Origin of the sequence: Janthinobacterium sp. PLB04 (assembly GCF_021165895.1) — a bacterium.
Taxonomy (GTDB): domain Bacteria; phylum Pseudomonadota; class Gammaproteobacteria; order Burkholderiales; family Burkholderiaceae_D; genus Janthinobacterium; species Janthinobacterium lividum.
This window is the reverse complement of sequence record NZ_CP088968.1, coordinates 50,636-65,204: the sequence shown is the minus strand read 5'-3', so window position 1 is coordinate 65,204 and position 14,569 is coordinate 50,636. Positions and strand designations below refer to the sequence as shown.

The window sequence follows — 14,569 nt, the reverse complement described above, 5'->3', positions numbered from 1 at the left end:
CGCGGTCATGCTGTGACGAAAAAGGAGCTGCGGCTCCTTTTTTTTCGCCTGTGCAATCTGCGGGCGCAAGAAAAAAGCGCCCTGCACGGTAAAGTGCAAGGCGCTTTCGAGACCAGCTAATTTACGACGTCAAATTAGAACTTGTAGTTGCCGGTGATGTAGAACGAACGCATCATTGGATCGGCGTAGCGTGGGTCGAAGCCGACCTGGTGGCCCGACGAAGCGCGCAGCGACAGCGGTGGTGCACGGTCGAACAGGTTTTTGATGCCTGCGCGGATCGTGGTTTGCTTGTCAAAGGCGAAACGTGCTTGCCAGTCGAACGTGGTGTACGACGGTACTTGCAGGCGGAAACCCTTCACTTCTTTTGCGGCTGCTACGTCATACACGGTCGCGGCTGCATCGGTGTAGCCGTTACGGTAGTTGACCGTTACCGTGTTGCTCAGGCGGCCCGTATCCAGGGTCGTCGTCAGCTTCATCAGGTTGCGGAACGTGACTTCGTTGGTGTCGCCGAAGAAGTTCATGTTGCTGGTGTACACGTTGTCGCTGCCTGCTTTGGTGTAGTTGGCATGCAACATGTGCGTGCCGCTCAATTGGGCGGTCAGCTTGCCGAAGTCAAACTTGTGGTTGGCCGACAGATCCCAGTCGATACCGCGGTATTCCTTCTTGCCGATGTTGACCGACAGTTTCTTGAACGCGTAGTAGGCATTGCCGGTCGACGGTTCGACATATTGCGTGAAGCTCGTGGCGTACTTGACCGGATCGGCAAATGCCTGCTCTTCGGTGATTTCCGAGACGGCATTGCGCAGTTTTACGTCCCACAGGTCGGCGCCGAACGAGAAGGCGGCGCTAGGCTCGACACGGAAGCCCAGGGTGAACTGTTTCGATTTTTCCGATTGCAGTTCAGGATTGCCTTCCGACATGGCATTGTATTGCGTGGTTTCGCCGCGGCAGAGCTTGGTGCCTGGGTATGGGCAATCAAATTTCTTGGCGGTAAAGCCGGCAGTGACCAGTGGCTGGGCAATGTCCAGCATGCTTGGCGCCTTGAAGCCCGTGCCGTAGGAACCGCGGATCAGCACGGTTTGTACTGGCTGCCAGCGTGCCGATACCTTGTAAGTATTGGCGCTATCTTTTTTGCCGACAGTTTTGTTGTTCAGCTTGTCATCGATCGCCTTGACAGCGTCGTAACGGCCACCAACGGTCATTTCGAAGGACTTGGCCAGCGGCGCCAGCAACTCGACGAAGGCGCCGTAGGTGTCGCGGCTCATGTCGTAGGCGGCCTTCGTGTTGAAGCTGTAGATGTCGTCGCCGGTGGCGCCTGGCGACTGCTCATAGCGGTAGGTGCGGTAGTCGCCGCCGATACCGAGGCTGGCCTTGCCGCCTGGCAAGGAGAACAATTCACGCGAGCCGTGCGTGTCGACGCCGCGCATCGTGGTCGAGGCGGTACGCACCGAACCGATGAATTGCGCGCCGGCGATCTGTGCTTGCACGGATGGCTTTTGCGTTACTGCGAAGGGATCGAAGTCCGCATTGGCCAGGATGTCCTTGAAGGCCTGGTTTTTCTGGTAACCGCCGGTGTAGCGCTCGTCGATCGAGTTTTGCGACCAGGTCAGGCCGCTTTCGAAGTTCCACGCACCCAGTTCGCCTTCCACGCCCACCACCATGTGCTTGGTTTGGGTAACGGTCTGGCTTGCACGCAAACCGAAATCGGTGCTGCGGTAGTTGGCCGTGATCGATTTGATGTCTGCCTGTTGCGCTGGCGACAGGTAAGGTTGCACGTAATTCGCGTAGGCGGCCGGATTGTTGAACACCAGCTTCTCAACGCCGGTGACAGGGTCTTTCACCGTTTGCGCGATCGAGATGGGGATCGGGTTGGCGGCGATACGCGCCGTCAGGTCGTAGCGCGAATAGGCCAGTTCGGCAAACGCGTTCAGGCTGTCATTGAGCTTGTACGTGGCTTTGGAAAACAGGCTGTCGCGTTTCGATTGCGGCACGATTTCCACGGTGGAGCCGGTGTCGAAGCCGCAGGCGTTGCGATTGCTGGTCGTGACGTGGGAATTGTCAGGGCAATTTCCGTTGTTTTGTTTCAGATACGGTGTGAAGGCCGTCGAAGTGGTGCTCTTGTTGTAGGCAACAGTGGCGCCTGCCGGCGAGGCCGAGGTGCTGGTACGGTCCCAGATGTAGTTCTTGCCGCCGCGGGCGAATTTCAGGTACGAGCTATCGGCGAACGTGCGGTCGGTCGCTACCAGTTTCGACTGCTCGTCGTGGCGGTACGATACCAGCACGTTGAAGCGGTCTTCGTCCAGGTCGCCGAAACCGTAGGTGACGCTGGTGTTCCAGGCGTTGCCGCCCTTGTCTTCCGGACCGCCGTAGGTGGCTTCCAGGGTGGCGCCTTGCTGGTTTTTTTTCAGGATGAAGTTCAGCACGCCGGCGATGGCGTCCGAGCCGTACAGGGCCGAAGCGCCGTCGGTCAGGATTTCGACGCGCTCAACGGCGCTCATCGGAATGGCGTTCAGGTTGACCGTGGTGCCGGAGCCTTGTGGCGCGATACGGCGGCCGTTCAACAGCACCAGGGTGTAGGTTTCGCCGATACCGTGCAGCGAAGCACTGGTATTGCCACCCGAGTCGGAACCTGCGGCGACTGCGCCGATGGTGAAGCCTTGCATGGCGGGCAGGGCCTGGATCAGGTCGGCTACCGAAGTGGCGCCCGATTTGGCGATCGCTTCTTGCGACAGGCGCTGCACAGGCAGTGCGCCTTCGACAGCGATACGCTTGATACTCGAACCGGTGATTTCAACTTTTTGAATTGCTTCGTCCGCCATGGATTGGCCAGAGAACAAGACGCTACCTGCCAGAACGGTCAGGGCCAGTCGTACGCTGCGTACGCCAATTTTTTCTTTAAATGCCATTGTAACAATTACTCCGTAGTAGTTTTAATAACGACAAGCAGTACACGAGCACCGCTCTGGCCATCGGGTAGATGGCCAGCGGTGCTCGTGTACGGTAGGCGGAACCACGTCGGTGGGAAGTGGAAGACTACTTAGCGCAATATTGTTATAAATGCACTTTTGACTTGTCGAGGCGAACATTATGTCGTCTCAGCAAGAAAAAATGCATATCAACCGTGTCGGATTTGGCAATTAATTATAGATACAGAAGAATATTTAATTTAATTGTTAAATCACAGCTTTATATTTAAAGATATCTGTGTTTTTAAAAATGTTCGATGGCGTTTTTTTACAACATAAAATTATTATATTGGCAATTCAATGTTTTGCCTGCAATAATTTGATGAAATCCGTGAATTCGCAGAATTTATGTAATGTGAAAAAATGTAAAAAAGCCCGCTGAAAGCGGGCTTGTTAAATTGTGACAAAGTGTCAGTCTGAACGAGTGCCGGTCTGCTTTGGCCCCCTGTTCTGCCAACGGCTTACAAGGGCTGGAATACGCCGGCGGCGCGGTTCTTTTGCACATTGTCCCAAGCAAAGATCTGACCATTCATGGCCACGTACACGCCGGCTGGCAAGGTTTGCGCCACGCCGCAGGCAAAGCCCAGGTTGAACAAGGCATCGGAGTTGTCAATTTCGTAGGGAATCATGGCACCCGTCAAGATCACCGTCTGTTGCAGGTTCGCCGCGCCCAGCACTTGCGCCGTTTCGCGCATGGTGTCGGTGCCATGGATGATGACGATGGCTTTTTCCTGTGCCGCGCGGCATGAGGCCAGCACGCGCTGGCGGTCTGCATCCTGCATGTCGAGCGAATCGAGCAGGGGCAGTTGCTCCAGCGCCACGGGCGCCGTCATGCGCGCACGGGCAATCGCTGCCGGCAAATGACTGTCGGAAAAGCCCAGGGTGCCGTTCAATTCGTTGTAGTGTTTGTCGAAAGTGCCGCCAGTGGCGAGTATGCGCAAAGTCATGATGTGGTCACGATGTCAGTGGAGAATGACGCGCATGATAGCGTGGATTGGCACCGTTGCGTGAATGCCGCCGCAGATGGGGCAGCGTGCCTGCCGCCCTGCTACCGCGCCGCATCTGGAAAATTTGGCCATCTGTGAGTACACTGGTTTCTTTGTTTGCCTGCCACCCCGACTCCGTATGAAAGCGCTCGCTCCCGGCACCGTCATTTTTCACCGCCACCGCGGCTACGGGGTGATTACGTCCGTCAATTTGCTGACGGGCTGGATTGCCGCCCGTTTCGGCAGCGAAGCGCGGACCCTGGACCTGAACCTGTCGACCGATGACGTGCAATTCGCCGATGGCGAAGCGATCCTGTTTCGCCGCGCGCCGCCGGACCGCATGCCGCATGCACGCCTGATGGCCATGGTGCGCGAGCTGCACCAGGCTGGCTATCAAAAACTGTATCTGTATTCCTGGCCCAAGCCGTCCGGCCTGCATTGGCGCTGGCATTTGTTTGCGGGGCCGCGCGACTGGATGCAGCGGCCCTGGCGCGAAGGCTGGTACGGCTCGGGCGCCGATTACAACGTCAACCCCGTGATGGGCTGGGGCGATACGCCCGGCGCCACCACTGGCGAGCTGATCGATGCCCTGGCCCGTTTCGATCCGCAAGGCCTGGCGCAGGCGCTAGGGCGCGACGACGACCATAGCAACTGGTTTGGCCGCGTCTGCGATGCTTTATTGCCCAATTACATGTACAGCCTGGACATGCAGCGCACGCCAGGCGAGCCCTTGCAAGACATGCCGCCCGTGCCGGTCGTCGCCGTGCGCGCCGGCGTGGCACCGTACGGTGGGCCGGACATCGCCTGGCCGCCCGGCTGGGCCGGCCTGTGGCGCGGCCGGCACGTGCTGCCCGCACCCGCCATCCGCATCACGGGCGAGCCCGATTTGTTGAAGGGCTTTCAGCGCTCCTGAGGGGCTTGCCGCGCGTGTTGCAATGCCTCGGGATTGAGCAGGCGCGTGCATTGACCTTGCGCAAAATCGACGATGTTTTGCAAGGCGTAGCGGAAATACAGTTCATAGCTGTCACGCTCGACGTAGCCCAGGTGTGGCGTGGCCAGCACGTTCGGCAGCAGCAGCAATGGCGAGCCTGGCGGCAGCGGCTCGTCCGTAAACACGTCCAGCGCCGCGGCGCCCGGGCGTCCCTGCGGCAGTGCCGCTTCCAGTGCCCCATCGGCGACCAGTTCGGCGCGGCTGGTGTTGACGAACAGGGAAGTCGGTTTCATGCGCGCCAGGTCCTCGTTTGTGACCAGGCCGCGCGTCCTGTCGGACAGGCGCAGGTGCAAGCTCAGCACGTCTGCCTGCTCGAAGAAGGCTGCACGCGATGTCGCCGCCGTATCGCCTGCCGCCACGGCTGCCGCGCGGCTCGCTTCGCTGCCCCACACGAGGATGGTCATGCCGAAGGCGCGGCCATAGCCGGCGATCAATTGACCGATCTTGCCGTAGCCCCAGATCGCCAGGGTGCGCCCTTTCAATACCGTGCCGAGCGTGTTGCGCGCCGGCGCGATAGATGACGTTTGCCACAGCCCTTCCTGTAAATGTTGCGCGTACGGCACGATCTTGCGCTGCGCCGCCATGATCAGCGCCCACGTCAGTTCGGCTGGCGCCGTGGGCGAGCCGATGCCTTCCGCGATGGCGATGCCCAGCTCGGTGGCGGCCGGCACATCGATGTGTCCGCTGACCTTGCCCGTTTGCGAAATCAGTTTCAGATTCGGCAGTTTCGACAGCAAGGCCCGGTTGAAACTGCTGCGCTCACGGATCAGCACCAGCGCATCGAACGGCGCCAGACGGATCGCCAGCTGGCCTAGGCCCCGCGCCGTATTGCTGAACACTTTGACCTCATGGCCGTCGAGTAACTGGAAACAATCGAGGCCGCGCACGGCATCCTGGTAATCATCAAGTATGGCAATTTTCATGGTGGATGGCCGATTTTAGTGAGGATTTGGTAGGGAAATAACAGGATACGGGAAATGCTGAATAGCCTACTACATTAGTCAAGCTATTCTCCTACATTTTTGCGAGAATAGCTGTTTGGCGGGTGTACAATCGCCGGCACTTTTGAAGCTTCCTGATTATAGTTATAGCGCAAACTGTTCTTGCAGCCTGGGAGCATGATCCAGGTAAATGCCGCTGGCGCGAACGCCGCGGCTGACACGACACCAGAGCCCTGCCCGCGTGAACACGCCGCCCGCAGTGAGCCGCAGCCACCTCTCAACGATGCTGCCTGTCTTGCAGAACGACCAGAATTTCTTTTATTGGTATTGGAGGTAATATGAATCAGCCCGTCATGGGTGGCGTCGCCGCACTCAACGTCCCAGCTTATATTAAACAACAGAAACTGATCAACTGGGTGGCCGACATTGCTGCGCTGACCAAGCCAGAGCGCATCTACTGGTGCGATGGTTCGCAAGAAGAGTACGAGCGCCTGTGCGCCGAAATGGTTGCCAGTGGCACCATGAAAAAACTGAATGCGCAAAAGCGCCCGAATTCCTACCTGGCCTGCTCCGACCCGAGCGACGTGGCCCGCGTCGAAGACCGCACGTATATCTGCTCGGCAACGAAAGAAGCGGCCGGCCCGACGAACAACTGGACCGAACCAGGCGAAATGCGCCATACCTTGAACGGCCTGTTCGACGGCTGCATGCGCGGCCGCACCATGTACGTCGTGCCGTTCTCGATGGGCCCGCTGGGCTCGCCAATCGCGCACATCGGCGTGGAATTGTCCGATTCGCCATATGTCGCCGTCAACATGAAGATCATGACCCGCATGGGCCGTGCCGTGTACGACGTGCTGGGCACCGATGGCGAGTTCGTGCCATGCGTGCACAGCGTGGGCGCACCGCTGGCAGCCGGCCAGGCCGACGTGAAATGGCCGTGCAACAGCACCAAGTACATCGTGCATTTCCCGGAAACGCGCGAAATCTGGTCCTTCGGTTCCGGTTACGGCGGCAACGCCTTGCTGGGCAAGAAATGTTTCGCCCTGCGCATCGCCTCGAACATGGGCTACCAGGAAGCGCAATCGGCCGATAACAATCCCGGCTGGCTGGCCGAACACATGCTGATCCTCGGCGTGGAATCGCCGGAAGGCAAGAAACACTACGTGGCGGCAGCCTTCCCGTCCGCTTGCGGCAAGACCAACTTCGCCATGCTGATCCCGCCGGCAAGTTTTAACGGCTGGAAAGTGACTACCATCGGCGACGATATCGCCTGGATCAAGCCGGGCGCCGACGGCCGTTTGTACGCCATCAATCCGGAAGCCGGTTATTTTGGCGTGGCGCCGGGCACGAACGAAAAAACCAATTACAACTGCATGGCGTCCATGCGCGACAACACGATCTTCACCAACGTGGCGCTGACGGACGATGGCGACGTGTGGTGGGAAGGCTTGACGAAAGAAGCACCAAGCCACCTGATCGACTGGCAGGGCAAGGACTGGACGCCCGCGTCCGGCACCAAGGCGGCGCACCCGAACGCGCGCTTCACGGTTGCTGCTACGCAAAACCCCGTGATCGACGCAGCCTGGGACGATCCGGCCGGCGTGCCGATCTCGGCCTTCATCTTCGGCGGCCGCCGCTCGACCACCGTGCCGCTGGTCACCGAAGCGCGCAACTGGGTCGAAGGCGTCTACATGGCCGCCACCATGGGTTCGGAAACAACGGCCGCGGCCGTGGGCCAGATGGGCATCGTGCGTCGCGATCCATTTGCCATGTTGCCGTTTATCGGCTATAACATGAGCGATTACTTCCAGCACTGGCTGGACATGGGCGTCAAGGTGGGCAAGGTCAACCCGGCTGCCCTGCCGAAGATCTATTGCGTCAACTGGTTCCGTACGGACGAGGCTGGCAAATTCGTCTGGCCTGGCTTTGGCGACAATATGCGCGTGCTGAAATGGATGCTCGAGCGTATCGAAGGCAAGGCGGGCGGCGTGGAAAACCTGTTCGGCACGACACCGCAGTATGGCGACCTGAACTGGGATGGCTTGCCATTCACGCAGGAACAGTTCGACACCATCACCTCGATCGACAAGGCCGCGTGGGTGGAAGAATTGAAATTGCATACGGAGTTGTTTGAAAAACTCGCGTATCATCTGCCGCAAGAATTGGCAGATAACAAGGCTGCGCTGGAAAAGCGGCTGAGTGCATAAGTAAGTTAACGTAAAGCGGCACCTGACAAGCGTAGCGAGCGGCAGTGATTTGTGGCTAAGAAGCGCAACCGTACTTTAGTACGGTGAGCATCGCAGGCCGCAAAGCGCGCCGCGCAGTAGCTTGTCAGGTGTTGAGAGTTGTAGTGGGGGAGAAACACGCCGGCAAAGACTGGCGTGCGATAAATGACACGCCGGCAATGACTGGGGTGCTAGCAAAAAGAGAAACGGCGCGGATTGCATGAGCAATCCGCGCCGTTTTTTATTGCGCTGCCGTCGTTACTGCTTCAGCAGCGGTCCCAGGTACTTGCCCGTCACGCTGGCCGGGTTCAGTGACACGTCTTCCGGCGTGCCCGTGGCGATGATCTGGCCGCCGCCGGCGCCGCCTTCCGGGCCCAGGTCGACGATCCAGTCGGCCGTCTTGATGACGTCGAGGTTGTGTTCGATGATGACGAGGGTGTTGCCCTGGTCGCGCAGGCGGTGGATGACTTTCAGCAGCAAGTCGATATCGTGGAAGTGCAAGCCCGTCGTCGGTTCATCGAGGATGTACAGGGTGCGGCCCGTGTCGCGCTTGGACAGTTCCAGCGACAATTTCACGCGCTGCGCTTCGCCGCCGGACAAGGTGGTGGCGCTCTGGCCCAGCTTGATGTAGCCGAGGCCCACGTCGAGCAGGGTTTGCAGCTTGCGCGCGATCAGTGGCACCGGCTTGAAGAATTCATGCGCCTCTTCCACCGTCATGCCCAGCACTTCCGTGATGTTCTTGCCCTTGTATTGCACTTCCAGGGTTTCGCGGTTGTAGCGCTTGCCGTGGCAGACGTCGCATGGCACGTAGACGTCGGGCAAGAAATGCATCTCGACCTTGATCACGCCATCGCCCTGGCACGCTTCGCAGCGTCCGCCCTTGACGTTGAACGAGAAGCGGCCCGCGCTGTAACCGCGTTCCTTGGCTGTCGGCACGGTGGAGAACAGGTCGCGGATCGGCGTAAACAAGCCCGTGTAGGTGGCCGGATTCGAACGTGGCGTGCGGCCGATCGGTGCCTGGTCGACGGAAATGACCTTGTCGAAATGCTCCAGGCCGCTGATCGAATCGTGCGGCGCCGGTTCCGTCTGCGAACCATACAAATGGCGCGACAGGGCAGGATACAATGTATCGTTGACCAGCGACGATTTGCCTGAACCGGACACGCCCGTCACGCACGTCATCAAGCCCACTGGCAAGCTCAGCGACACCTTTTTCAGGTTGTTGCCCGTCGCGCCAGTGATCACCAGCTGCTTCTCCGGATTGCTGGCGTGGCGCTTGGCGGGCACGGCGATTTTCAGCTTGCCGTTCAGGTATTGCGCCGTCAGCGATTTCTTGTTCTTCAAGATCTCGGGCAGGGTACCTTCGGCGATGATTTCGCCGCCGTGCACGCCCGCGCCGATACCCATGTCGACGATATAGTCGGCCGTGCGGATGGCGTCTTCGTCATGCTCGACCACCAGTACGCTGTTGCCGATGTCGCGCAAGTGTTTCAAGGTTTCGATCAGGCGGTCATTATCGCGCTGGTGCAAGCCGATCGACGGTTCATCGAGCACATACATGACGCCCGTCAAACCGGAGCCGATTTGCGATGCGAGGCGGATGCGCTGTGCTTCGCCGCCGGAAAGCGTGTCGGCGCTGCGGTCCAGAGACAGGTAGTCGAGGCCCACGTTGTTGAGAAATTTCAGGCGCGAAATGATTTCCTTGACGACCCTGTCGGCGATCTCTTTCTTGGCGCCCGTCAGTTTCAGTTTTTCAAAGAATTCCAGCGTCTCGCGCAGCGGTTTTTCCGCCACTTCATAGATGGCCCGTTGCTGCTTGCCTGTGCCGACCTTGACGAAGCGCGCTTCCACGCGCAGTCGCGCGCCATCGCATGAGGGGCAGCATTTTTCATTGATGAACTTGGCCAGCTCTTCCTTGACGGCCATCGAATCCGTCTCGCGGTAGCGGCGCTGCAGATTGTTGACCACCCCTTCGAACGTGTGTTCCTTGATGACGGTGCGGCCCCGTTCGTTGACATAGCTAAACGGAATCACTTGCTTGCCGGAACCGTACAACACGGCTTGCTGTGAGTTCAAGTCCAGCTGCTCGAACGGCATGTCCAGGTCGAACTCGTAATACGCGGCCAGGTTCGACAGCATCTGGAAGTAAAACTGGTTGCGGCGGTCCCAGCCCTTGACGGCGCCGGAAGCGAGCGACAGATTCGGGAACGCGACGATGCGTTTCGGGTCAAAGAATTCAATGTGTCCCAGGCCGTCGCATTCGGGGCAGGCGCCCATGGGGTTGTTGAACGAGAACAGACGCGGTTCCAGTTCCTGCAGGGAATAGCCACACACATTGCAGGCAAACTTGTTGGAGTACACGTGTTCTTGGGCGGTATCCATTTCGTAGGCAATGGCGCGGCCATCGGCCAGACGCAGAGCCGTCTCGAAACTTTCCGCCAGGCGCTGCTTGATCTCCTGGTTCACCTTGACCCGGTCGATGACGACGTCGATCGTGTGTTTTTCCGTTTTCTTTAATTTTGGGAGGTCATCGACTTCATAGATCTTGGCCGCATGCGTGCCGCTCTGTACGCGAAAGCGCACGAAGCCCTGCGCCTGCATCTGCTCGAACAGGTCGACATGTTCGCCTTTGCGGTTGGCGACGACGGGCGCCAGTATCATCAGCTTGGTGTCTTCCGGCATGGCCAGCACGGCGTCGACCATTTGCGATACGGACTGGGCCGCCAGCGCGTTTTCCGGGTGGTCGGGGCAGTAGGGTGTGCCCACGCGCGCATACAGCAGGCGCAGATAATCGTGGATTTCCGTCACGGTGCCCACCGTCGAGCGCGGGTTGTGCGAAGTTGCCTTCTGTTCGATGGAGATGGCGGGGGATAAACCCTCGATCAGGTCGACGTCGGGTTTTTCCATCAATTGCAGGAACTGGCGCGCATAGGCCGACAGCGATTCGACATAGCGGCGCTGCCCTTCCGCGTACAAGGTGTCGAAGGCCAGCGAAGACTTGCCGGAGCCGGACAAGCCGGTAATCACGATCAGCTTATTGCGCGGCAAATCGAGATTGATATTCTTGAGGTTATGCGTGCGAGCGCCGCGAATGCGGATCTGTTCCATGTGATTGCCTTGCTTTCAGTGAGTGGTGCGGCCGGCGCATTGTGCCTGGGTGCGGATGAGGAGCCACAACGGGTCAACCTGTAACTATAGCCGGGTTTTGCTCTGCATGCCTGGGGCAGCCACGGGCGGATTGCGCCGCCAGGCGAACGTGCCCTGACAAAGTTTGATACAGATGCGTGCAGACGTTTAAACACTGTATATAATACCAGTATTCAAGTTTCTTGTTTTCACCTGCCGTGAAAAAAACGTGCTGCCGCACGGGAGAGGGCGTCCGCCAGAAAGCGGGTGCTTTGCGCCGCGTGGTCGCTTATAATCCTCGTTTAGTACACTAAACTAACGCGCGGGACACCGGCTCCCGCTGCAGTTCATCAGGAGTTATTCATGGCATCAGTCAACAAAGTCATCATCGTCGGCAATCTGGGCCGTGACCCGGAAATCCGCTACATGCCTAGCGGCGACGCGATCGCCAACATCGCCGTGGCCACTTCGTACAAATCGAAGGACCGCAACACGGGCGAACAAAAAGAATTGACAGAGTGGCACCGTATCTCGTTCTTCGGCCGCCTGGCGGAAATCGTCGGCCAATACCTGAAAAAAGGTTCGTCCGTCTACGTCGAAGGCCGTCTGCAAACCCGTAAATACACGGACAAGGACGGCGTCGAGAAGTACGCAACCGACATCATCGCGGAACAGATGCAAATGTTGGGCGGTCGTTCCGGCATGGGCGGCGACGCCGGCGGTGGCGATGACAGCTACGGCGGTGGTGGCGGCTACGAAGCCCCGGCCCCACGCCAGGCACCGGCTCCGCGCCCAGCCCCGGCACCGGCGCCACGCCCGGCACCGAAGCCAGCACCGAACTTCTCGGATATGGATGACGATATTCCATTCTAATATCCAGTCATTCGACGTTTGTCATCAAAGCCCTGCAAGTTTATTACTTGCAGGGTTTTTTTTGCGTAAAAATACATTTTTTTGCATTTGATAAATATATATAATTTTGCAATCAAAAATCTTCTCATGACAAACAGATATGACTCAACGTGCATTGGTTGTAACCTTGATTCTGGCGCTGTCTTTCCTGGCCGGTTGCGGTGGCGGAGGGAGTTGAACGTCGCCGGACACGCCACCGCCTCCCCCGCCACCCGTCATCACGCCGCCACAGCCGGCGTTTGCCGTGTTGTCCGGCACGCCCGCCGATGCTGCCACACAGGTATCGCGCGGCAGCGGCCTGGCCGCGACGCTCAGCGTGGCGCCCGATCCAGTTTCGATCCATGCCAGCAGCGTAAGCTTGCTCGGGCCGCAAGGCAACCCTGTGCCCGGCACGCTGTCCGTATCCGGCAATGAAATCAGGCTGCAGCCTGCGGTGGCACTGCCTGGCGGTACCCAATACACGCTCAATTTTGCCACCGGTATCAAGGACGTGGCGGGCCGCCCCCTAAGTGCGGCCGTTAGCCGATCGTTTACGACGGCTGCGCAAACCTGGGGGGCGACGAGCCGCCAGCTTGCAGAGATGCCGTATTTCACGGGAGGTGTCGTACCCACGGTGGCAGTCGATAAAGCCGGCGATGTGACCGTCGTCTGGCAGCACAATGTAAGCGGCATTGCGACTGTCTTTGCCGCTCGCATGGATCACCGGACGGGGAACTGGAGCGCACCAGTGAACATCCACTCGGCCGCGAACATGTTTGGGGGGATGGGCCCATTGAGTATGGTGGCCGACGGTAGCGGCAATGTGTACGTGCTGTGGTTCGACGCGGCGGACCCTCAGCAGTCAGTCTGGATGGCGCGGTATGTGGCGGCGGCATCGGCGTGGCTTGCTTCCGTCGCCATCAAGGGCTTGCCTGGCGGGACATCTTTCAATGCCGTCCTTCCTGCCGTCGATGCGAAGGGTATCTTGACGGTGGTGCTGCGTTCGTATGTGTGGGATGGCTTGTATAGCATGCGCTACGATGTTGCCTCTGGCGCATGGAGCGTGCCGCGTGAGATATTGCCGCCAAGCGCTGATAACTTTGTCCACAATCTCGATCTGGCGGTGGATGGCGTCGGCAATCTTTTCCTGGGATGGGTACAGCGTGGCAACGTCGGCGATGCCTCCAATGGCTTGAATGTGGTGCGCTACAGCTCGGACACGGGCAACTGGAGCGGCCCCCATGTGCTGGACGATAATCTGATCTCGGAGCCCTATGCCTTGGTGGCGGATGCGCAGGGCGGCGCCACCATCGCCTGGACGCATGGTTCGGGCATCATGGATACGCCCGCCATTCATGCTGCCAGGTTTGATGCCAGCGCCATGGCCTGGGGCCTGCCGGTTGTGCTCAGCATTACCGCAGATGGCTTTGGCGCGAACAGTCCCGCGGTGGCAATCGACGCCAGCGGTATCGCCACAGTGGTCTGGGCGCAGCAGCGCGGCATTTACGGGGTGCGTTCCTCTCGTACGTCTGCCGCTTGGACAGTGGCCCAGCGTCTCGGAACAGCAATACCCGGCAACGCGCCCTTTGCCATCACAGCCGATATTGCCGGCAATGTTGCGTTGCTGTATGAGCAGGATGGCGCCATCTTGGCGATACCATATTCCGCGACGCAGGCGCAGTGGATGACACCCACGGCCATCGCTAGCCCGGATGGCGGCCAGAACATGTTTGCCAACGCGCCTATTGCTGTCAGGGATGCCAGCAGCAACGTGACGGTCGTCTGGTTGGCGCAAATTTCCGTGGGCGGCATACCGCGTTACATTGTTGCCAGTAACAGTCTTCGCTAGGAGCCGCCAGACCCTTGCTGTCCATCTTTATCCCCCCTTTTTGTCGCCCCGCATGTTGCTGGCCTGGCCACGCAACTGCCGGGGCCTTCTGCGCCGCGGCCTCAGTCGCGCAAGGCCAGCGCCAGGTTATAGCTGGCCACCGCATTCCTGCGCGCCGCATTGCGCATCAAATACACCTGCACCGTGTACTCGCCATCGGCCGGCAGTGCCGCCTGGTAAGTGTTCCCGCTGGTCGAGCCGATGAACAGGGCTTCATCCTGGCCTTGCTGGCGGATGTTGAAGTAGTTCGATGGCTGATTGGTTTTCAGCTTGACGCTGAAGGTCTGTCCCGCCTTGCCTGACACCGTGTATTCGGCCGTGGCATAGCCCTTGATCTTGCCTTTGACCGTATGCGTGGCCTGGTTCGCCGTCAATGTCACGCTTTCCTTGTGGATGGGATCGGCGCTCCAGGCGGGCGTGGCAAAGACGAGTGCCGCCAGCAGCAGGCTGGCGCGGATGGGCAGTGGACGATGCGGCATGCGGTTTTCCCCTTGAAGTGGACACCAGCGCGGTTGCTGGCGATGCTTGCCATCTTACGCCAGGCACAAAAAC

General features: G+C 59.2%; 9 protein-coding genes. 4 read left to right on the top strand and 5 right to left on the bottom strand.

Going from position 1 to position 14,569, the window contains the following annotated elements; genetic code table 11:
• Window positions 1-134: 134 nt before the first annotated feature.
• Both LSO07_RS00255 and LSO07_RS00250 read right to left on the bottom strand, forming a co-directional pair.
• Window positions 135-2,819, bottom strand: a complete 2,685-nt coding sequence (locus LSO07_RS00255) for a TonB-dependent receptor (protein WP_225317129.1) — start codon at window positions 2,817-2,819, stop codon at window positions 135-137.
• 608 nt (window positions 2,820-3,427) lie between these two features.
• On the bottom strand, window positions 3,428-3,913 hold the full coding sequence (locus LSO07_RS00250) for an asparaginase domain-containing protein (protein ID WP_034781194.1): 486 nt from the start codon (window positions 3,911-3,913) through the stop codon (window positions 3,428-3,430).
• Between the two features lie 178 nt (window positions 3,914-4,091).
• Here LSO07_RS00250 and LSO07_RS00245 point away from each other — a divergent pair, with 178 nt between their 5' ends.
• The gene (locus LSO07_RS00245; protein WP_151091736.1) at window positions 4,092-4,865 is read left to right on the top strand and encodes an L-asparaginase; all 774 of its coding nucleotides are present in this window, start codon (window positions 4,092-4,094) and stop codon (window positions 4,863-4,865) included.
• Here the strand turns inward: LSO07_RS00245 and LSO07_RS00240 are convergent.
• A complete protein-coding gene (locus LSO07_RS00240) occupies window positions 4,853-5,866 on the bottom strand; it encodes a D-2-hydroxyacid dehydrogenase family protein (RefSeq protein ID WP_151091734.1) in 1,014 nt (337 codons plus the stop codon). The genes LSO07_RS00245 and LSO07_RS00240 overlap by 13 nt on opposite strands.
• 356 nt (window positions 5,867-6,222) lie before the next feature.
• Here LSO07_RS00240 and LSO07_RS00235 point away from each other — a divergent pair, with 356 nt between their 5' ends.
• Complete coding sequence (locus tag LSO07_RS00235; RefSeq protein WP_151091732.1) at window positions 6,223-8,094, top strand: phosphoenolpyruvate carboxykinase (GTP); 1,872 nt, start codon at window positions 6,223-6,225, stop codon at window positions 8,092-8,094.
• A 276-nt stretch (window positions 8,095-8,370) separates the two neighbouring features.
• On the opposite strand, the gene uvrA is transcribed toward LSO07_RS00235, so the two are convergent.
• Window positions 8,371-11,220 carry an excinuclease ABC subunit UvrA gene (gene uvrA, locus LSO07_RS00230; protein WP_070258657.1) on the bottom strand — a complete coding sequence of 950 codons (2,850 nt, stop codon included), beginning with the start codon at window positions 11,218-11,220 and terminating at the stop codon, window positions 8,371-8,373.
• 381 nt (window positions 11,221-11,601) lie between these two features.
• On the opposite strand from uvrA, the gene ssb reads away from it, so the two are divergent.
• Together ssb and LSO07_RS00220 are read left to right on the top strand one after the other, a co-directional pair.
• Window positions 11,602-12,111, top strand: coding sequence for a single-stranded DNA-binding protein (gene ssb / locus LSO07_RS00225; RefSeq protein ID WP_034781209.1), 510 nt, complete (start codon window positions 11,602-11,604; stop codon window positions 12,109-12,111).
• 283 nt (window positions 12,112-12,394) lie between these two features.
• Window positions 12,395-13,978, top strand: coding sequence for an Ig-like domain-containing protein (locus tag LSO07_RS00220; protein WP_191909551.1), 1,584 nt, complete (start codon window positions 12,395-12,397; stop codon window positions 13,976-13,978).
• A gap of 101 nt (window positions 13,979-14,079) precedes the next feature.
• On the opposite strand, the gene LSO07_RS00215 is transcribed toward LSO07_RS00220, so the two are convergent.
• Window positions 14,080-14,496 carry a hypothetical protein gene (locus LSO07_RS00215; RefSeq protein WP_151091728.1) on the bottom strand — a complete coding sequence of 139 codons (417 nt, stop codon included), beginning with the start codon at window positions 14,494-14,496 and terminating at the stop codon, window positions 14,080-14,082.
• Between the last annotated feature and the right edge of the window lie 73 nt (window positions 14,497-14,569).

Excerpts from the sequence above, each read along its gene's own strand:
- LSO07_RS00255 (WP_225317129.1), bottom strand. The coding sequence starts at position 2,819 with ATGGCGGACGAAGCAATTCAAAAAGTTGAAATCACCGGTTCGAGTATC.
- LSO07_RS00245 (WP_151091736.1), top strand. The coding sequence starts at position 4,092 with ATGAAAGCGCTCGCTCCCGGCACCGTCATTTTTCACCGCCACCGCGGC.
- ssb (WP_034781209.1), top strand. The coding sequence starts at position 11,602 with ATGGCATCAGTCAACAAAGTCATCATCGTCGGCAATCTGGGCCGTGAC.
- LSO07_RS00250 (WP_034781194.1), bottom strand. The coding sequence starts at position 3,913 with ATGACTTTGCGCATACTCGCCACTGGCGGCACTTTCGACAAACACTAC.
- LSO07_RS00240 (WP_151091734.1), bottom strand. The coding sequence starts at position 5,866 with ATGAAAATTGCCATACTTGATGATTACCAGGATGCCGTGCGCGGCCTC.
- LSO07_RS00235 (WP_151091732.1), top strand. The coding sequence starts at position 6,223 with ATGAATCAGCCCGTCATGGGTGGCGTCGCCGCACTCAACGTCCCAGCT.
- LSO07_RS00215 (WP_151091728.1), bottom strand. The coding sequence starts at position 14,496 with ATGCCGCATCGTCCACTGCCCATCCGCGCCAGCCTGCTGCTGGCGGCA.
- uvrA (WP_070258657.1), bottom strand. The coding sequence starts at position 11,220 with ATGGAACAGATCCGCATTCGCGGCGCTCGCACGCATAACCTCAAGAAT.